General features: G+C 49.1%; 19 protein-coding genes and 1 riboswitch. Of the genes, 17 read left to right on the top strand and 2 right to left on the bottom strand.

Annotation, left to right across the window (positions count from 1 at the left end; all coding sequences use genetic code 11):
- Positions 1-165, bottom strand: a 165-nt coding sequence (locus tag HMPREF1039_RS05670) for a 3,4-dihydroxy-2-butanone-4-phosphate synthase (protein WP_007391410.1), incomplete at its 3' end; no start/stop codon positions are given.
- A 118-nt stretch (positions 166-283) separates the two neighbouring features.
- Positions 284-400, bottom strand: a riboswitch (FMN riboswitch).
- Between the two features lie 232 nt (positions 401-632).
- Between HMPREF1039_RS05670 and HMPREF1039_RS08285 the strand changes: the two genes are divergently transcribed.
- Positions 633-776 (top strand): hypothetical protein, encoded by a 144-nt coding sequence (locus HMPREF1039_RS08285; protein WP_007391444.1) that lies wholly within the window; start codon positions 633-635, stop codon positions 774-776.
- Between the two features lie 20 nt (positions 777-796).
- Here HMPREF1039_RS08285 and HMPREF1039_RS05665 read toward each other — a convergent pair whose 3' ends face one another.
- Positions 797-2,200, bottom strand: coding sequence for an FAD-binding oxidoreductase (locus tag HMPREF1039_RS05665; protein ID WP_007391446.1), 1,404 nt, complete (start codon positions 2,198-2,200; stop codon positions 797-799).
- A 161-nt stretch (positions 2,201-2,361) separates the two neighbouring features.
- On the opposite strand from HMPREF1039_RS05665, the gene HMPREF1039_RS05660 reads away from it, so the two are divergent.
- From HMPREF1039_RS05660 to HMPREF1039_RS05590, 16 genes are all read left to right on the top strand, one after another.
- A complete protein-coding gene (locus tag HMPREF1039_RS05660) occupies positions 2,362-2,700 on the top strand; it encodes an FtsB family cell division protein (RefSeq protein WP_007391447.1) in 339 nt (112 codons plus the stop codon).
- A gap of 118 nt (positions 2,701-2,818) precedes the next feature.
- A complete protein-coding gene (locus tag HMPREF1039_RS05655) occupies positions 2,819-3,250 on the top strand; it encodes a S1 domain-containing RNA-binding protein (protein WP_007391450.1) in 432 nt (143 codons plus the stop codon).
- 96 nt (positions 3,251-3,346) lie between these two features.
- Entirely contained in the window at positions 3,347-4,279 is a 933-nt protein-coding gene (locus HMPREF1039_RS05650; RefSeq protein ID WP_007391456.1) for a Ppx/GppA phosphatase family protein, read from the top strand.
- Positions 4,276-5,652: a tRNA lysidine(34) synthetase TilS gene (tilS, locus tag HMPREF1039_RS05645; RefSeq protein ID WP_007391411.1), complete on the top strand. Its 1,377-nt coding sequence runs from the start codon at positions 4,276-4,278 to the stop codon at positions 5,650-5,652. Before HMPREF1039_RS05650 ends, tilS begins: the two co-directional genes overlap by 4 nt.
- Positions 5,636-6,175, top strand: coding sequence for a hypoxanthine phosphoribosyltransferase (gene hpt, locus HMPREF1039_RS05640; RefSeq protein WP_007391418.1), 540 nt, complete (start codon positions 5,636-5,638; stop codon positions 6,173-6,175). The genes tilS and hpt overlap by 17 nt, the downstream gene beginning before the upstream one ends.
- Before the next feature lie 106 nt (positions 6,176-6,281).
- Complete coding sequence (gene ftsH / locus HMPREF1039_RS05635) at positions 6,282-8,222, top strand: ATP-dependent zinc metalloprotease FtsH (RefSeq protein WP_007391457.1); 1,941 nt, start codon at positions 6,282-6,284, stop codon at positions 8,220-8,222.
- Positions 8,223-8,531: 309 nt separating this feature from the next.
- Positions 8,532-9,518: a biotin--[acetyl-CoA-carboxylase] ligase gene (locus tag HMPREF1039_RS05630; RefSeq protein ID WP_007391426.1), complete on the top strand. Its 987-nt coding sequence runs from the start codon at positions 8,532-8,534 to the stop codon at positions 9,516-9,518.
- Between the two features lie 136 nt (positions 9,519-9,654).
- Positions 9,655-10,419 (top strand): type III pantothenate kinase, encoded by a 765-nt coding sequence (locus tag HMPREF1039_RS05625; RefSeq protein WP_007391422.1) that lies wholly within the window; start codon positions 9,655-9,657, stop codon positions 10,417-10,419.
- The gene (gene dusB / locus HMPREF1039_RS05620) at positions 10,403-11,398 is read left to right on the top strand and encodes a tRNA dihydrouridine synthase DusB (RefSeq protein ID WP_007391455.1); all 996 of its coding nucleotides are present in this window, start codon (positions 10,403-10,405) and stop codon (positions 11,396-11,398) included. The genes HMPREF1039_RS05625 and dusB overlap by 17 nt, the downstream gene beginning before the upstream one ends.
- A 112-nt stretch (positions 11,399-11,510) precedes the next feature.
- Positions 11,511-11,996, top strand: coding sequence for a transcription elongation factor GreA (gene greA, locus HMPREF1039_RS05615; protein WP_007391443.1), 486 nt, complete (start codon positions 11,511-11,513; stop codon positions 11,994-11,996).
- Between the two features lie 22 nt (positions 11,997-12,018).
- Positions 12,019-13,530 (top strand): lysine--tRNA ligase, encoded by a 1,512-nt coding sequence (gene lysS, locus HMPREF1039_RS05610; protein WP_007391436.1) that lies wholly within the window; start codon positions 12,019-12,021, stop codon positions 13,528-13,530.
- A 281-nt stretch (positions 13,531-13,811) separates the two neighbouring features.
- Positions 13,812-15,098, top strand: a complete 1,287-nt coding sequence (locus tag HMPREF1039_RS05605; protein ID WP_007391407.1) for a hypothetical protein — start codon at positions 13,812-13,814, stop codon at positions 15,096-15,098.
- A 90-nt stretch (positions 15,099-15,188) separates the two neighbouring features.
- Complete coding sequence (gene brxF / locus HMPREF1039_RS05600) at positions 15,189-15,656, top strand: BREX-3 system P-loop-containing protein BrxF (RefSeq protein ID WP_007391441.1); 468 nt, start codon at positions 15,189-15,191, stop codon at positions 15,654-15,656.
- 71 nt (positions 15,657-15,727) lie between these two features.
- Positions 15,728-15,982 carry a hypothetical protein gene (locus HMPREF1039_RS08015; protein WP_007391428.1) on the top strand — a complete coding sequence of 85 codons (255 nt, stop codon included), beginning with the start codon at positions 15,728-15,730 and terminating at the stop codon, positions 15,980-15,982.
- Between the two features lie 72 nt (positions 15,983-16,054).
- Positions 16,055-17,473 (top strand): autotransporter outer membrane beta-barrel domain-containing protein, encoded by a 1,419-nt coding sequence (locus HMPREF1039_RS05595; RefSeq protein WP_007391448.1) that lies wholly within the window; start codon positions 16,055-16,057, stop codon positions 17,471-17,473.
- A gap of 51 nt (positions 17,474-17,524) precedes the next feature.
- Positions 17,525-18,928, top strand: coding sequence for an autotransporter domain-containing protein (locus HMPREF1039_RS05590; protein ID WP_007391408.1), 1,404 nt, complete (start codon positions 17,525-17,527; stop codon positions 18,926-18,928).

The raw sequence follows: 18,928 nt of genomic DNA, 5'->3' as shown, positions 1-18,928 counted from the left end.
GGTGGCCATAAAATTCATATTTTCAGTCGTACAGAATTGAGCCGCGCAGATGAGATCGCCTTCATTTTCCCGATCCGGATCATCGGTGACGATAATCAGATGTCCTGCACGCAGCTCTTCCAAGGCTTCTTCAACGGTATGGAAAGGTCGTTTTTGGGTTGTCATAAATGATATCCTCCTTTGGGTTTAGCGGGGTACGTAGTGATAAGAAGCGATACACTAAGAAAAGCCCCGAACTGAATGACAGTTTCAGGGCTTTTTTTATGCAACCAAAAGAATAGGTATACATCTTCTTTCATCCAGACTATACTGTCGGTTTTGGAATTACACCAAATCGTACGCCGTAGCGTTCGCGGACTATACCGCCGGTCGGGAATTACACCCTGCCCTGAAGATTGTATATTCAATATATGGCTATATAATACATCAAGAATATGTTCTTGTAAAGTACAAAGAACAGAAAACCTTACAGAAGAAGGAACATTTTCTCCGGATCTCGGGCCTGTTTGTCGGCTTTCCTCATGGCCGCTGTTGCGGGAGCCGTGCATTTTTTTGACTTGTCGGCGTGTATCGTCGATTCCGGGGGATCCTGAAAGGTGTTTGTCCGACGGATAACTATAAGTATATTATTCGTGCCGGGTAGCGTAGTCGACGGCGACAACTCGCCCGCCGCCGGCATGAGTGACCGTCGGACGGTCACGTGGCTGTATTTCGGTTCTAAAGAGGGGCCGGGACAGCGGCAGCGGTTTATGCACGTCAAGAATATACTGTTGTAAAGTATAAATACCGGAAGATCTTACGGCAGATCGAAAATTTTTCCCGGATTTAAAATGTTATTCGGATCCCAGGCCTGTTTGATGGCTTTCATCATGGCCAATTCTTCGGGATTTGTGAATTTTTTCATTAACTGTTTACGTTTATAGCCGATGCCGTGTTCTCCCGAAAGGCGTCCGCCCAACTGATAAATATAGGTATATAATTCCTGCTGATGGGCTTGGACACGGCGTTGCCAAGCGTCGTAGTCTTCGGCGGGCGGTTTGAGAATATTGAGATGCAGATTGCCGTCGCCGGCATGGGCGGCCAGTCGGACGGTCAAGCGGTAACGGGCGGTTGTGGCGGCGATTTTTTGTAGCAGTTCCGCTTCCCGTTCAATCGGGACTACCACGTCTTCTTTGCTGACGCAAAGGCTTTCGGCGCGCACGGCTTCGGCAAAGGATTTGCGTAAATGCCAAATTTTTTTATACTCGGCCAATAAGACTTGGGAAGCACCGCCGGCACGACAATATTCGTCCAGTTGTAACAGATGACGATCGCGTTCGTCTTCATCGGCACTTTCCATTTCAATAATGACATAATGTCCGTCTGCTTGTCCCGGCAAGGGTTCTTGCAAAAAGTCGGCGATGGCGTGCAGGGTGGTTTGATCCAAAAATTCCACACAGGTCGGCAGGATTCCCTTTTGTAAAAGTGTCGAGGCCAGCGTGACGGCCGCTTCGGCGGTAGGGAAAACCGCCAGTATATCCGAACAATAGGGCGGTTTGGGGAAGAGTTTAAGTGTGGCTTGCGTAATAATACCCAAGGTGCCTTCCGATCCGGCCAGCAGCTGTTCCAAACAATAGCCGGTAGATTGTTTACGTAAAGGCGCCCCGACAGACAGAATATGACCGGTAGGATTGACGATTTGCAGGGCGTAAATTTGATGGCGGGTGGTACCGTATTTGACGGCACGATTACCGCCGGCATTGGTGGCGATGTTACCGCCTATGCAGCAAGAATCGCCGCTGCACGGATCGCCGGCATAGAACAGGCCGCGGGCTTCCGCGGCGGCTTGCAAATCGGCAGTACGCACCCCCGCTTCGACGACGGCGTACAGGCCGTCCGGACGGATTTCACAAATATGATTCAATCGTTCCGTACTGAGAACGATACCGCCATAGATGGGGACGGCGCCACAGGCCAATCCCGTGCCGCCGCCGCGGGGAACGACGGGAATGTGACAGGTATTGGCCAATTTTACTACGGCGGCCGTTTCGTCCGCCGAGGCCGGCAGCACCACCGCTTCGGGGAGGTGGTGATAGGAGGGATCCGTCACTTCATCATGACTATATGGCAGCATCTTTTCCCGTTCCGTCAGGACATAGGCGGCGCCGACAATTTGTCGTAAGCGGGCTTGAACCGATGCGGTTACTTTTTCATAGGACATACAACATCCTTCTTTCTTTTACAAAATTACTTTCTCTTCTTCATTATAAGAAGGAAGCGGAAAAAAGTCATCACTTTTCCTATAAATTTGGGCAAGAGACTTTCTATCTTATAAAAATAACGGTATACTATACGTGATACGAATAAAAGAGGAGGCTGGACATGGTACCCCAAGAGCAGCGGCACAGACGGCCGCAACGTCGGCTTCGTCGGCGGAACGGACGGCACGGTAAAACGACATATCGTATTTTTCCCATGTATCGCCTGCTACGTGCGGTGATTATTTTGGCGGGACTCTTCTTTTTGGCATATCGCGGGGCGGAGTTATGGAGAATTCATGATAATATGCGGCAGACGATGCAGCAAAAACAACAACTCCAACAGGAAAACACGGTGTTGAAACAACAAAAAGCCCGTCTGGAAGATCCGGAGGAAGTTGTCAAAGAAGCGCGGCGACAATTCGGGTTGGCCAAACCGGGAGAAATTCCTTATAAACGATAATTACTGTAAAAATCAGTAAAATAGGCAATTTTTATTGAATTTTTCAGGGCTTTTTATTATAATAGCGTTATACGCTTCAGCAATAATGCGGAGCATACAAGGAGGAATATACGTCAGCATGATAATCGAAGCAGGCAAGGTGTTGGAAGGCACTGTGACAGGGATTACGAAATTCGGGGCATTTGTAGAGCTTCCCGATAAAAAGGTGGGGCTGATTCATATTTCAGAAGTAGCCAATGAATATGTAAAAGATGTTCACGATTTTTTGAAAGTGCAAGATGTAGTAAAGGTCAAAGTCTTGGCGGTTGATGATAAGGGAAAAATTGCCTTATCCATTAAACAGGCGCAACCGATGCCGGAAAAAAAGGAATTTCGTCCGCATCGTGAATTTCGGCAGCATAGCGGGTTTGACAATCGTCGTACGGCTTCTTCCGCCTCGTTTGAGGATCGACTCAGTAAATTTCTCAAAGAAAGCGACGAACGTCTCATGGATTTGAAACGCAATACTGAATCGAAGCGCGGTGGCCGCGGTGCACGGCATGCTGATTGATTTCGGATGAGAAAGATTGGGGCAGAAAAAAGAGTATTCCCACCGGGATGCTCTTTTTGTTTTTCATTCGCACGAGGATACTAGAGGAGATAAATCATGACAAAACAAGAATATGCGGTCATTGATATGGGGACGAACTCGTTGCGACTCATGACGGGTTGGAAAGATGAGAGTCGCGATCGTTGGGTGCTTTCTCCCAAACAGGTGGAGACCACGCGGCTGGGACTTCATGCGGAGCAAACCGGACGGTTGTCCGAGGCGGGGATGCAGGCGTCTTTTGCCGTATTGGAACGTTGGCGTTCCCGGTTGGCGCAGGTGCCGGTTTGCGTGGTGGCGACCAGTGCCGTACGGGAAGCCAAGGACGGCAAAGCGTTTTTGGCGGAAGTACGTGCCCGTTTCGGCTGGCATTGTCGCGCCATTACCGGTTGGGAAGAGGCGTCCTTGGGATTTTGCGGGGTGACGGCGGAGCTGCCGGCACAGCAGTGTGTGCTTACGGTGGATATCGGCGGCGGCAGCAGCGAAGTCGCTTCGGGTATGCGGGGCGACGTGCATTGGTCGCATAGTTATCCTGTCGGCGCCGTGCGTTTACAAGAGCAGCGGGAACGGGAAGGACTGTCTTTGGACGACCTGGTCTCCCGGTGTGAGAAACAATGGCTGGCTATGCCGTTACAGGCGGAAACGGTGATCGGTATGGGCGGTACGATTACGGCGGCGGCAGCCGTCGAATTGGGATTGACCGTGTATGATCCGCAGCAAGTACAAGGGTATTATATAGGATTGGAAAAGTTGACCGCTTTAATTCAGCGACTGGATCGCATGGGGGCGGAAGAACGGCGGCATGTACGCGGGCTGCCTGCCGATCGCAGTGAAATTATTGTGCCGGGATTGGTGATTCTCTGGTCTTTTTTATGTCATTACGGTTTACCCGGTATACAGGCCAGTGAACGCGATTTAATGGAGGGCGTCTTTTATCGCCATTCGTTTCATGATGCGGCATGGCGCGGCGGTGCCGGCGCAGGTACGAAATGATCGGGCGCGTTGCGGCGTTTTGTCGGGAACACGGGTTGGTGCATGACGGGGATCTCGTGCTGGCGGCCTGTTCGGGAGGCCCCGATTCGCTGGCTTTATTGGATGTACTTGCCCGTTGTCGGGAGCGTCTGCACATAGAAGTTGCGGTGGCCTATATTAACCACGGTATACGGACGGCGGCGTTCGATGAAGAACGCCGGGTGCAACAAGCCGCGGCGGCACGCGGCTGCCCCTGCTATATACGCCGCACGGCAGTGCCGGCCTTGGCGCGACGGCGCAAGCAATCGTTGGAAACGGCGGCGCGGGAAGAACGGTATCGGCTGTTGCGTGACGTACAGCGGCAAATACGGGCACAGTCCATTGCGGTGGCACACCACCAAAATGATCAGGCGGAAACCGTTCTCTGGCATTTGGTGCGGGGGAGCGGGTTGACAGGATTGGCCGGCATGCGTCCCCGACGGGAGAAAATTATTCGTCCTTTTTTATGTGTAACACGGGCGGAAATTACGGACTATGCGGCAAGACGGCACTTACACCCTTGTCATGATGAAACCAATGATGAATTGCATTGCACGCGCAATAAATTACGTCTTCAATACTTGCCGTTCCTGGCACAACTGAATCCGGCGATTATTGCCGATTTGAATCGACTGGCCGCGGTAGTGCAGGCGGAAGATGACGTACTGCGGCAACAAACGGAAGAGGCGTATCGGCGGACGGCACAGGTACGGGCGGAAGGGATTGTTTTATCGAAAACACGTCTTGCAGAACAGCCGACGGCTTTGCAGCGCCGGCTTATACGTCGGGCGTACGAAGCGCTGACGGGACATATGACGGGGCTTTCGTTGGAACAGGTCGAGACGGTGCGGCACTTGCTGGATAAAGAACCGGGAAAACGATTCGCCATGCGGGCGTTTTACGTACAACGTACGTATGAGGCGTTGGTTTGCACTGCACGGCCGCCTGTATCCCGAACGGCGGAAATTGCCGCCGCGCTTCCCTTCGGAACTCCGCAAGTATATAGGCTGGGAGCATGGCGACTGCAATTGCAGGTCACGACGAAGCCGGTGAAACCGGCGCCGAATCAATGGCTGATCGATTATGATCGGTTGTCGCCGGACACGGTGTTACGCTGTCGTCGACCGGGAGATCGCTGGCTTGGTAAAGACCATACGACAGCGTTGAAAAAAATTTTTACAGCACAACATCTTATGCCGGCACAGCGGGCAACGCTTCCTTTACTTTGTCAGGGCAATCTGGTAGTGTGGCTTGCCGGCCGGGGGGCGTGCCCGACCCTTGCCGTGCAGGCGGAAACGAAACGAATCGGGATTATTACCTTGCTGGGAGGAACTGAATATGCATCAGGATATTAAAGAAATTTTATTTACAGAAGCACAAATCAAACAACGTGTACAGGAATTAGGGCGGGCCATTACCCGGGATTATGCGGGGAAACCGGTTGTTTTGTGCGGTATTTTAAAAGGGGCGGTGACCTTTTTTACCGATTTGGCACGGACGATAGAAGCCCCCGTACAATTTGATTTTATGAGTTGTTCCAGTTACGGCGACGGCACGACTTCCAGCGGTTCGTTAACGATTCGCAAAGATCTGGATACAGACGTGCGCGGTAAAGATTTGCTGGTAGTGGAAGATATTATTGATACGGGCGTGACGTTAAGCCATTTGGTGCCGCTGTTGCAAGAACGGGGTGCCCGTTCCGTAAAATTGGCCACTTTATTGAGTAAACCGTCACGGCGACAAGTGGAAGTGCCCGTGACGTATAACGGCTTTGAAATACCCGATGCGTTTGTTGTCGGCTACGGCCTGGATTATGCAGGCTTATATCGGAACCTGCCGTATATCGGCGTATTAAAAGAAAACGTGTATCAGGCATAACATCTATCCCGGACAGGAGGTGTTGTTGCTTTTTAAGAATTGTGGTAAGATAAGCACATATGAGTCGAATTCTTAAGAATTTGATAAATTATGCGAAAGGAGCAGTATGTTGAGTAAATTTGTGCGTAACGTAGGGTTAAATCTCTTGATTATTGTAGTAGCCGTAACGATTATTGACGCCGTCACTACGAATCACGTCGATAAATCGGAAATATCGTATACTAATTTTTTGAACCAGGTGCATCAGAAAAAAGTGGATGCCGTTCAAATTACGGATGACCATTCCATTTCAGGACAATTAAAGGATGGCACTTCTTTTTCATCTTATGCGCCCACAGATGCTGCTCTAATGTCGGATTTGCGGAATGCCGATGTCAATGTCGTGGCGAAGCCGCCGAAACAACCGTCATGGTGGATGAGTTTATTGAGCTCTGTATTGCCGATTTTAATTCTCATCGGCGTATGGTTCTTTATTATGCAGCAAACGCAGGGCGGCGGCGGTCGAATTATGAACTTCGGGAAAAGTCATGCGAAGCTGCATGGCGAAGGGAAGATTAAAGTTTCCTTTAAAGATGTGGCCGGCGAAGATGAAGCCAAAGAAGAATTATCGGAATTGGTGGAATTTTTGCGTAATCCCGGAAAATACAATGATATTGGTGCGAAAATTCCCAAGGGGGTCTTGCTGTTCGGACCGCCCGGGACAGGGAAAACTTTATTGGCGCGTGCTGTAGCCGGAGAAGCGGGCGTTCCCTTCTTCAGTATTAGCGGTTCCGATTTTGTGGAAATGTTTGTCGGTGTCGGCGCTTCCCGCGTGCGGGATCTCTTTTTACAAGCGAAAAAGAATGCGCCCTGCATCGTCTTTATTGATGAAATTGATGCCGTCGGCCGTCAGCGCGGTGCCGGGTTGGGCGGCGGACATGATGAACGGGAACAGACCTTGAACCAACTGTTGGTGGAAATGGACGGGTTCGGCGCCAATGAAGGTATTATTACCATTGCCGCTACGAACCGCCCGGATATTCTCGATCCCGCCTTGTTGCGTCCCGGACGGTTTGACCGGCAAATCACGGTCGATCGGCCGGACTTGCGCGGCCGAAAAGCCATTTTGGAAGTGCATGCCAAAGGCAAGCCTTTGGGAAAAGATGTGGATCTCGGGATTATTGCCAAAAAGACGCCCGGCTTTACCGGCGCCGATTTGGGAAACTTGTTGAATGAAGCCGCCTTATTGGCGGCGCGTGCCGATAAACGGATTATCAACATGCCGGAATTGGAAGAAGCCAGCGAAAAGGTTTGCTTCGGACCGGAACGACGCAGTCATGTGATCAGCGATAAAGAAAAACGTTTGACCGCCGTACATGAATCGGGGCATGCGCTCATTGCTTACTTGTTGCCCGAAGCCGATCCGGTACATAAAGTTACGATTATTCCGCGCGGCCGTGCCGGCGGGTATACGATGATGCTTCCGGAAGAAGATCGTTCGTATGAAACGAAATCGTACTACTTGGCGCAAATTCGTGTCGCCTTGGGAGGACGGGCGGCTGAAGAAGTCTATTTTAACGAAATCAGCAGCGGCGCATCCGGCGATTTGCAGAATGTCACACGGATTGTACGACAAATGATTACCCGGTTGGGAATGAGTCCGAAATTGGGCCCCATGATTTTCGGCGAACAACAGGAACAGGTATTCTTGGGTAAAAATTTGGGACACGAACGTAATTACGGGGAAGGCGTGGCGGAACTGATTGACCGGGAAATGCATGAAATCGTGACGACCGCCTATGACGATGTATTGCGTATGTTGCGTGAACATATGGATACGTTGAAACATATGTCCGATGCGTTGATAGAAGTGGAAACTATTGATCGGAAACAAGTGGATAATTTAGTAAAATACGGGACGTTGACAGCCCCGGAAGAAACGGCGATAACTGCAGGTGAAGAGGACGTACAAGAAAACGTTGCCCCGCCGGCACAGACCGAAACTTCGGAAAAGGCGGAAGCTGTCAGCCCGTGGGGCAATCCTGAATCTTCCGATACGAAGAAATAAGTGAAAACACTGCGGCATATACCGCAGTGTTTTTTTTATAACTTTTAGGAAGATACAAAGGATGAAAAAGGGGATATTGTAAAGCGAGTGTGAATAAATATTATATAAAATATATATGAGTTATAAGAGCATATGGAAATGGTCACATATAATACGTAAAAAATGCTTACACGATATTGCGACTTTGATAACAGTATTGACATAATTATTAAATATGCTACAATTTTACAGTAGTATAGAGGGTCAGAGAGTACAGCGACCGCAGGCGGTCATCGTTATGATAAATGCAGGTATAGTAGAGGTGAAAGAATGAGACAGGACATTTTGGATTATTTGACGGCACATGAAGGGGAATTTGTATCGGGTCAGCGTATTTCGGAAGCCTTGGGTATTTCACGAACCGCTGTATGGAAACATATTAAAGTACTCAAAGCGCGCGGCTATGTGATTGAGTCCTATACGAAAAAAGGATATTGCTTACGGGAAGCGCCGGAACTGATTGTGCCGGAAAAAATCAAGGCGCAGGTGCAAACCGAGTTTTTCGGAAAACAGTTCATTTACTTGGAAAAGATTGATTCCACTAATACGTATGCCAAGAAGATAGCCGATAGCGGTGCTCCGGAAGGAACGGTCGTGTTGGCGGAAGAACAACGCGGCGGACGCGGGCGGCTGGATCGTTCCTTTTTATCACCTTTTGCACAGGGGCTTTGGTTTTCGCTTATTTTACGGCCGTCGTTTTCGCCGATGGAAGTATCGAAATTGACGTTAATGGCGGCTGTTGCCGTGACTAAGGCGTTGCATCGTTGCGGTTTGACGGAGTGCGGCATTAAGTGGCCGAATGACATTTTAGTACATGATAAAAAAGTGGTAGGTATTTTAACGGAATTACATGCATCGGCGGAAAAAATAAATTATGTTGTCATGGGTATCGGCATTAATGTTTCGCTGACGAAAAAAATGTTGCCGCGAGAATTAAAACGTATTGTTACCAGTTTTGCTATGGAAAATGTGGAGGCGCTTCGCGCGGATATATTGAAGACGGTCCTGGAAGAATTGGAACACTATTATATTTCGGTCTCGGAAAACGGCTTTGCCCCCATTATAGAGGAATGGAAGGTTTTATCCTGCATGATGAATCGGGAAGTGGAAGTGTCGGCGATTGATCGGATTTTTAAAGGAAAGGCCGTAGGGTTGGATGAAGACGGCAATTTATTGGTAGAAACGAACAAGGGGACGGAACGTGTTTTGGCCGGCGATGTGCATGTGCGTCCTTTGGTAATGAGAAGAACTAATTAACAGGTCGGAAACAGTCTTTCCTGCACCGCAGGAACAGGCTGTTTTTTTTGTGCAATTTTTAACAAAGTCTGTTCAAGATTGCCAAACTTTGCTATTATAGTAGGCGTAACTACTTCATCATTAAGGGAGCGTAAAAATGTTATTAGTCATTGACGTGGGCAACACGAATATTGTATTAGGTGTGTTTCAAGGTAAAAAATTATTAGACCATTGGCGTATTTCGACGAATCGTTTGCGGACTACCGATGAATACGGGGTACTCATTCGCAATTTATTTTATTTAAACGGCGTCAATGCGAAAGAAATTAAAGATATTATTATCTCTTCCGTCGTGCCGCCGGTTATGCCGACGTTGGAACGGATGTGCCAGCGGTATTTCGGCCTAGTGCCGTTGGTCATCGGTCCCGGCGTAAAGACCGGTATGGATATTAAATACGATAATCCGCGGGAAGTGGGCGCCGATCGCATTGTCAATGCCGTAGGCGCGTATGAAAAATATGGCGGCCCCGTCATTATTATTGATTTCGGTACGGCCACGACATTTTGTGCCGTCGATAAAAAAGGCAATTATTTAGGCGGCGCTATTTGCCCCGGCATCGGTATTTCCACGGAAGCCTTGGTACAACGCACGGCAAAATTACCGCGCATAGAAATTCGGCGGACCGATCGCGTTATTTGCCGCAATACGGTGGAAAGCATGCAAGCCGGCGTGTTTTACGGTTTTGTAGGGCAAGTGGACGGCTTAATTGCCTGCATGCATAAAGAATTGGGGGCGAAGGCCAAAGTGGTGGCTACAGGCGGCCTGGCAGTCGTCATTGCTCCGGCGACGAAGTCCATTGACGTGGTTGAACCCTTACTGACCTTGGAAGGATTGCGAAGTATATATGAACGAAATTGTTGAGGCGCCGTTGCGGATCGGTTCCGTACCGCTGGCCTCCCGGGTTATTTTGGCACCCATGGCCGGAGTATGCGATTTGCCGTATCGGCGCATTGCCAAAGCTCACGGTGCGGCGCTGGTTTGTACAGAAATGGTCAGTGATAAGGGCTTGGTATATCACAACGGACATACGCAAGAAATGTTACAAATTGCTAAAGACGAGCATCCCCTATCGTTACAACTTTTCGGCGCCGATCCCGCTTCCATGGCCTATGCGGCGGCGGCGGCGGAAGAGGCAGGCGCCGATTTGGTCGATATTAATATGGGGTGTCCGGTCAAAAAAGTGGTTCGTAACGGTGCCGGCGCCGCGTTATTACAAGATTTGCCGCGGGCGGAAGCTATTATTCGCGCTGTCGTACAGGCCGTATCCATACCGGTGACCGTAAAAATGCGTGCCGGCTGGGATGCCGCCCATGTGGTGGCGCCGGCTTTGGCCGAACGGGCCGAAGCGGCGGGCGCGGCGGCGGTTGCCGTGCATGGGCGGACGCGCGAAGCTTTTTACAGCGGGAAGGCGGATTGGCGGGTCATTGCCGATACGGTACAAGCCGTGTCCATTCCCGTCATCGGCAACGGTGATGTCGTAGACGGACCGTCGGCGCGGGATATGTTGCAGCAGACCGGCTGCGCCGCCGTTATGGTGGCGCGGGCCGCGCAGGGAAATCCGTGGATTTTTTCGCAGATTACGCACTATTTGACGACCGGAGAAACGGCCGCACCGCCGACGGCATGGGAACGATATACTCAAATACTGGCACATTTAGAGGCCCTGGTGGCGTATAAAGGCGAATATATCGGTATTCGCGAAATGCGGGCTCATGCGTCGTGGTATACACGGGGCTTATACGGTTCGGCGGCCTTGCGGGAACGGATCAATCGCACCGTGTCGGTGGCGGAATTTAGGGCGGTAGTGGAAGAAATGCGTCGCCATGCGGCGGGTGATTGACAGTCGCCGGGGATATGAATATAATTAAAATTACCATTATTTTGTTATGCAAACCACCGGAGTTGCCGTCAGGCCCCCGTGTATACGCAGGAACATACAAAGGAGTACGGTTATGAATACAGAAACCTTAATTACGCAGGAAGGCTTGCAAAAGCTGAAGGATGAATTGAATGAATTGAAATCGGTGCGACGTATTACTGTTTCCAAGCGCATTCAAGAAGCTATTGCATTGGGGGACTTGAGCGAAAACTCGGAATATGATGACGCTAAGAATGAACAGGCCTTTATTGAAGGGCGCATTGCCGAATTGGAAGGGAAAATTCGCACGGCTAAAATCATTCAGGCCGCCGATGACAGTGCGGCTAAAGTGCGGTTGGGTTCTCATGTCGTATTGGAAGATGTGGAAACGGGTGAACGGTTTGATTATACCGTCGTCGGTACGGCGGAAGCCGATCCGTTCAATAATAAAATTTCCAATGAATCGCCTGTAGGAAAGGCGATTTTAGGACAACTTATCAGTCAACAGGAACCGGTAGTGGTCACCGTAAAGGCCCCGGCAGGTGAATTGCAATATCGCATTTTACCGCCTGAAGCATAAGACAGTAGGAGGAGAACCCCAGATGGCAGATACTAAGCATACAGATACAACTGCAGCAGATATAGAAAAATTAAATGATCAAATGCACGTACGGCGAGAAAAAATGGAACAATTTGCCGCTGCCGGCGTGTATCCGTTCGGGGAAAAATACGAATGGGATCATCATGCGGCAGACGTCAAACAAGCGGCAACGACTTTGGAAACGGCGGCAACGGTGGTGCATTTGGCCGGGCGTCTCATGGCCATTCGTCGGCACGGCAAGACGGCTTTTTGTGTACTGCGCGATATTAGCGGTGAAATACAAGTATATTTTCGTAAAGACTTGCTGGGCGAAGACTCGTATACGCTGTTTAAACTTTTGGACATCGGCGATATTATCGGTGTAGAAGGTACGGTCTTTACTACGCATACGGGGGAAACGACGATTCGCGTGAGTGACTGGAAACTCTTAACTAAGGCACTGCGTCCGTTGCCGGAAAAATTTCACGGGTTAACGGATAAAGAAACCCGGTACCGGCAGCGGTATTTGGATCTCATTGTCAATCCGGAAGTGAAGGATACGTTTATTAAGCGCTCAAAAATCATTAAGGGCATTCGTCGCTATTTGGATGAACGCGGCTTTTTGGAAGTAGAAACGCCGATGCTGCATACGATTGCCGGCGGGGCGGCGGCACGGCCGTTCAAAACTTATCACCATGCGCTGGACATGGACATGTATTTGCGGATCGCCCCGGAATTACATTTGAAACGACTGTTGGTAGGCGGATTGGAACGCGTGTATGAAATGAATCGCTGCTTCCGCAATGAAGGTATTGACACCCGGCATAATCCGGAATTTACAACGGTTGAATTATATCAGGCCTTCGGGGACTTGGAAGACGTGATCGCCATTACGGAAGACATCGTCGCCACGTTGGCAAAGCAACTGTACGGTACGACAAAAATTACGTATTTGGATACGGAAATCGATTTGACCCCTCCTTGGAAGCGCATGACCATGATTGAAGCGGTAGCCGAATTTACGGGCAAAGATTTTACGGGCGTGACGGATTTGGCCGCGGCACAAGCCATCGCGGACGAGTTACAGGTGCCGTACGGGAAATTTGACGGTATCGGCAAGATTATTAACGCCTGCTTTGAAGAATATGTAGAAGAAAAATTAATACAGCCGACGATTATTACCGGTCATCCTTTGGAAATTTCCCCGTTAACCAAGCAGCAACGGGAAAATCCTCTGCTGACGTACCGTTTTGAAGCCTTTATTTACGGGCGGGAATTGGCAAACGGCTTTTCCGAATTAAATGATCCCTTGGATCAGCGGCGACGGTTTACGGCACAAATGGAAGAACGGGAACGCGGGGATGATGAAGCGCATCAGATGGACGAAGATTATTGCCGCGCTCTGGAATACGGCTTACCGCCTACAGGCGGTTTGGGAATCGGTATTGACCGCTTGGTTATGTTTCTCACCGACAGCGCTTCTATTCGCGATGTGCTGCTTTTCCCGACCATGAAAACAATAGAAAACAAATAGGGCAACGTGTATTTTTTATAGTAAAGTACCCTCGCAGCGGTCGGTTTCGCTACGACGGGTACTTTTTTTTATATCGTTTTCGCTTTGTTCGGCGGTTGGGAATTGACCCGACAAGGCGGGAACAGTATACTAAGAAGAGACATGTTGCAGTGGCGGGTTGCAGGCGGATGCACGGTAGGGGACAAGCGTTTTTTTTTGTTACGGCGCCGGCAGCAAACCGGGTAAACCATGTTATATTTCAGTTATTATACAACAGCAGGACTGTCCATACAGGAGGAAGTATGAAATACCATATATCTATAATGACGGCGTTGACGGCGGGCATTGTTTTCGCGTTTGCCGGAAGCAGTGCGGTGACGGCGGAATCGCCGTTGTTTACGCCCGCAGCGATAGAAGAAAACGTTTCAACGGCAACGACGACCGACGCGGCGGAGCAGCCGAAGGATACGACGGATACGCCGGCCAAGCCGGCAAAAGAGGATGCCTACGCCCGCTTGGAACGTGAATGCCGGGAACATCCGGACACGGACAAGACGGCGCCGACCGGTCCGTTGGGAGAAAAAAGCAAAGAAATACTTTCTATTTTAACTCCCTTGACGCCCGTTACGGCCGCGCAACGACAACTATTGGCACAGCAAGATACGTTGCATGTTATTCCTCTTATTGCGGCGGATTTGAATATACAGGGAATTGAACGGGGCTTTTCACAAGCCCAAGTGGAAGAAAGATTGGGTAAACCCGTACGCATTACGAAGACGGATCATTTTATGACCCTGCATTACGGTAATGATAAAGAATCTCTGCGCTGTGTATTGCGTACGGAACAGGAAACGGCGGACGGCCGATTTACGTATACACCGCAAGTGGATGCCGTTTTTTTGGCCAAAGGCGATACGGTGTCGATTGGCAGAAATATTTTTTTGCACAATCCTGTAGAACTCGTTTTGCGTCGTTATGGCGTACCGCACAACGTTTTGCGGGATGCCGCCGCCAATGTGTATTATTTGGTTTATGAAGCGGGCCGTACGGATTTGATCTTTGCCGTAGCGGAACGGAAGGTACAGCGGGTGGCGCTCATGGAGGCCCGTTATCCGTATCATCGGGAACAGGCGCTTACCGGGCGACAGGCGCGGGAAAAGCGGGATTTTACACTCATGGGGTTCGGCTTGGACGAACCGTTCATTGCCAACCGCTATAATATGTGGAATAATCAACTTAAACGAGGCACCGATACGTTTTGGTTATATAATAATTACGGCGTGGCGGTAGACGGAAAAAATAAGGTGAAACGGGTGTTTTTACTGACCAACAGCGGTTATACCGATCGCGGCGCGACGTTGGGTTACCATGTGTCCACCGTGTTGGGCTTATACGGGTATCCCGACCATGTGGATCATACGGGGACGGATCCCAAGGGAGTCGATGTGTACTACTACAGCAGTCCGTATCAACCGGGCGTGTATTTAGCCTTTGTCATCAAACGGGATACACAGTATGTGGATGATGTTATCTTGACGGAAGGTCCGTTGCACGATGTGCAAAATCCGACGGCACGCTACGGCTTATAAGCGGGGCGAGAAGGAACTTTGCTTTTTCGTTGCCGTTCCAGTATAATAAAGATACAAGTAAGTCAATATTAACAAACGAAGGTGATTTCCATGGTGACAGATGCAGAGGTTTTAAAACGGTGGAAGTACGTGGCGCAGGAAGAGGAAAAAATTCTCATCCTTATCGGCGGCCCCGGTTCGGGAAAAAGCAAGGTCATTCGGGATTTATCGGAACAAGACGGGTGGAAAATTTGTGAAGCGCGGCAACTGTTCGACGACGAATTTCTCGCCATTCCCCGCGCCGATCGCCCGGAACGGGCAGTGGCCCTGATTGCAACCGCCTTGGAGCGATTGCATGCCAAAGTGGTCATGATTGACAATGTGGAATTTTTATTTGCGCCTATTTTAAACTTGAATCCCGTACACATGTTGCTGGAGTTGAGCAAAAAATTTCCGATTATTGTCAGTTGGCGCGGTACGCTGGACGGGAATACGCTGTATTTTGAACATAACGGCGAACCGAAGTATGCCAAATTTACCGTAGCCGATACGAATCATGTGATTTCTATGGATGCGTAACCGTCCACCTGCAAAGCGTTGTCTTTGCAGGTGGATTTTTTTATACGAAGAATTGTACACAGGCGGTGTATATGCCGCCTGTGATTTTTTTGATCGGCAAAGGGTGGATATATGGCTGGTGTAATACCGGGAGTACAGGTGTTAACGGAGAAAGTTGGGGAAGCTGCAATGTCATCGGACAAAGAATCGGCAGCATGTATTGTCGTTTGTTGCCATGTGTCGGTACATTTTTAGGGAAGGTGTTGACGGTGGCTCGGCGGTATTCGGGAAGGTGCGGGTGGTTACGGGTAGGAGAGCACATTCGCTATAGGGGAAAGACTATATAGGTATTGTATGTTCGGATGAATCACAGTATAATAATAAATGCTGTCGTAGGAAAATAAAAGAGGTGGTACGGGATGAAAAAGGCTGTATGGTGGTTATCGGTACTGACGGTGATGATGACCGGTACGGTGACGGCAAATGATTTATATACATATCGTTATGTTAATTCGGACGGTACGATTGTCAATGTTACGGATGCGGGATATACGAAAGTAGGAAACGTAACGGTGGCAGGAAAAACGTATTGGGGGGCCTTTTCGGCGGTACCTAAGTCGCAGGATACGATTATCGGTAAATTGGCAACGAATATGCCGTTGACTCATCACGAGGGCTTTACGGTTACCAAGCGCATGCCCGATCCGGAGCATCCGGGGGAGCAGATAACAGAACTGGAGCAAGAAATTCCTCGTAATTTATATGATATGGCAAAATGCCCTCATGTATGGGGAACCACAGACGGAATCGAGGTTTCTGTACCGAAGACTCCGGGAAAAATGGTATTGCTTAATAATGCCATTCATATAGAGCCGACCGACAGGGATACAAATGTGGATTTGGCGAAGACTTGTTTACGGAATGGTGAGGCCCATGGGAAGGTGGCCGCAGTGACGGAGTCGGCAGCGTGGTGGACCCATTACACGTCGGCACATATACAAGATGTGCAGGGCGTGGGAAATAGGCGGTTGTTATGGGAACGAGATGCGGCGGGAAAGTGGAAAACCGCAATGCGGTATAATCTGTTTGAGAAAGAAACGCAGCTTCGTGTATGGACTATCGGTAACAATCGCATGGGGCGCGATAAGAGTGTAAACAGTATGTACTTTTTTTACGGACAAGAGGCCGGTCGATATTTCAGGACGTCCGTTCTTGATGAAAGGATACGGTGGATTGCGAATCCGAACGGCTTTCATGTAGCCAATGCCAAGACGGATATGTTCGGCGTGGGATTTCGTAAGACTAAACCTTTTGCGCACGGGCTGTACGGAGAAGTGCTGGGGCAATATGCCGTATTTGATCGTCAGATACATACGGTAAATGACGGCATATATGGCAGTCAAAAGGCGTCCGTACAGGGATCGGATGTGGGACTGTCGGTGGAAGCGGGGCGGCATATAGCGGTCATGTCTCATGTATCTTTACAACCGGAAGTGCAGTATACGTATCATTTGTATGATCAACATGCGTATACGGACAGTTTGCAAAGGAAATTCGGGCGTATATATCGACATGAAGAAGACATCCGTGTCGGTTTGCAAGTAGCGTATAAGGGGATTTATGCGAAGGTGAACCGATATTTTTCGTGGTATAATCAGTATCGCTTACCGGCGGTAACGGAATATGAAATCGGGTGGGAACGACATTTTCATCGGAACGGCGAGTTGGGGGCGGCAGTTTCCTCTCGCACGCAAGTATTGTGGCGTTCAAGAAAGAGCGGTAAGACGTATAAAAAACGGCAACAGACCTATCGGTTTTGGGCACAATTTCATTTTTAAGCGGCGTGTCCATGGCGTCTGTAAAGGAATGATAAGAAAGAGAGCACTTGTATGAAAAAAATATTGTATAGTGTGTTGGCTGCCGCTTGTTTATTCATGACCGAGGTTGCGGCGGCTAATGATTTAAATACATATCGTTATATCCGGTCGGACGGAACGGTACATGAACTGACGGATACGGATGATTATACGGAAGTGGGAAGAGAGCCGATAGAAGGGAAAGAGTATTGGGTAGCCGTCATGTTTCGTCCTCAGGATGAGTACACGGATATATATAAGCTGAAAACTAATGCACCGCTAGATAACAAGAGTGATATGGGCGGCTTTATTTTGCGTAACCGTACGAAGGATCCGAAAGACGGTACGGTCGTGACCGAATGGGAAAAGCCGATCCCACGTAAGGTAAGTGGGGGGTGGTTGGGATCCCCTTTTGTAACGTGGGCTGTACATGGGAAAACGTATAGGATCGGCGATGACAAGGGAAGATTTATATTGCTTAATAATGCCCAACACATACAGCCGTCCGACCCGGATACCGGTCTTGATTTGGCGAAAGCGGGCCTTATGAGCTTGGAGCGGCGAAACGTGGCGGCAGCGGAAAAAAAGAAGAAATCATCGTGGTGGACAACGTATACGACAAACCGTATACATCGAAAATATTTTAGTATATATAAGTTACCGACATGGAAAGTTGATAAAGATGGAAAGCGGAAAATAGGGAAAGCGAGGATGGTGGCTTTTAAGAATTCTTATAGTCGGATTTTAGGTGTCGGCAGGAATATAATCGGACAAGACGGTAGTATTACGGGGATGTATTTCTTTTATGGGCAAGAAGAGGCGCAATATTTACGAGATCGTATTATGGATAAAAATATTAATGTTATTCATAATAAAGCAGGGTTTCATGTGGCGAATGGAAGTACCAAGATGCTTGGCGGCGGCTTAAGCAAGACAACGTATTTTTCGCATGGACTGTATGTAGATGCGTTGTGTCAGTATGCGGTTTTCGGTAGAGATATACATACGGTGAATAATGGTGTATATCGTAGGCAAAAGGCTTCCGTACGGGCGGATGATATAGGGTTGTCATTGGAGGTAGGGCGGAAGATTCAGATGCGGAATCATTGGTCGATGCAGCCGGAAGTACAGTATACATATCATCACTATGTACAGGATCCGTATACGGACAGTTTGCAAAGAAAAATTGCCCGGGCGGATATACGGGATCGAGAATTTAGGGCCGGTATGAAGGTCATGTATCGGGATATATATGTTACGTTCAATAAGTATTTCAATTATACAGACCGTAAAAAGATAGATACAGAAACGGCAATCGGCATAGATAGGGAAAGAAAGAACAACTACAGCATTCATTCTTCCGTGACGTATCGAACGGGGGTACAGCGAGAGGAAGAGCAGGTACGGCTGAATATTTTAATGAAAAAATATTTATAA

Source organism: Megasphaera lornae (assembly GCF_000214495.1).
Lineage (GTDB): Bacteria > Bacillota > Negativicutes > Veillonellales > Megasphaeraceae > Megasphaera > Megasphaera lornae.
The sequence above is the reverse complement of the archived record's forward strand: the minus strand, read 5'-3'. Positions and strand labels throughout refer to the sequence as shown.

Coding starts and splice junctions, on each gene's coding strand:
- HMPREF1039_RS05665 (WP_007391446.1), bottom strand. CDS start 2,200: ATGTCCTATGAAAAAGTAACCGCATCGGTTCAAGCCCGCTTACGACAA.
- HMPREF1039_RS05660 (WP_007391447.1), top strand. CDS start 2,362: ATGGTACCCCAAGAGCAGCGGCACAGACGGCCGCAACGTCGGCTTCGT.
- HMPREF1039_RS05655 (WP_007391450.1), top strand. CDS start 2,819: ATGATAATCGAAGCAGGCAAGGTGTTGGAAGGCACTGTGACAGGGATT.
- HMPREF1039_RS05650 (WP_007391456.1), top strand. CDS start 3,347: ATGACAAAACAAGAATATGCGGTCATTGATATGGGGACGAACTCGTTG.
- tilS (WP_007391411.1), top strand. CDS start 4,276: ATGATCGGGCGCGTTGCGGCGTTTTGTCGGGAACACGGGTTGGTGCAT.
- hpt (WP_007391418.1), top strand. CDS start 5,636: ATGCATCAGGATATTAAAGAAATTTTATTTACAGAAGCACAAATCAAA.
- ftsH (WP_007391457.1), top strand. CDS start 6,282: ATGTTGAGTAAATTTGTGCGTAACGTAGGGTTAAATCTCTTGATTATT.
- HMPREF1039_RS05630 (WP_007391426.1), top strand. CDS start 8,532: ATGAGACAGGACATTTTGGATTATTTGACGGCACATGAAGGGGAATTT.
- HMPREF1039_RS05625 (WP_007391422.1), top strand. CDS start 9,655: ATGTTATTAGTCATTGACGTGGGCAACACGAATATTGTATTAGGTGTG.
- dusB (WP_007391455.1), top strand. CDS start 10,403: ATGAACGAAATTGTTGAGGCGCCGTTGCGGATCGGTTCCGTACCGCTG.
- greA (WP_007391443.1), top strand. CDS start 11,511: ATGAATACAGAAACCTTAATTACGCAGGAAGGCTTGCAAAAGCTGAAG.
- lysS (WP_007391436.1), top strand. CDS start 12,019: ATGGCAGATACTAAGCATACAGATACAACTGCAGCAGATATAGAAAAA.
- HMPREF1039_RS05605 (WP_007391407.1), top strand. CDS start 13,812: ATGAAATACCATATATCTATAATGACGGCGTTGACGGCGGGCATTGTT.
- brxF (WP_007391441.1), top strand. CDS start 15,189: ATGGTGACAGATGCAGAGGTTTTAAAACGGTGGAAGTACGTGGCGCAG.
- HMPREF1039_RS08015 (WP_007391428.1), top strand. CDS start 15,728: ATGCCGCCTGTGATTTTTTTGATCGGCAAAGGGTGGATATATGGCTGG.
- HMPREF1039_RS05595 (WP_007391448.1), top strand. CDS start 16,055: ATGAAAAAGGCTGTATGGTGGTTATCGGTACTGACGGTGATGATGACC.
- HMPREF1039_RS05590 (WP_007391408.1), top strand. CDS start 17,525: ATGAAAAAAATATTGTATAGTGTGTTGGCTGCCGCTTGTTTATTCATG.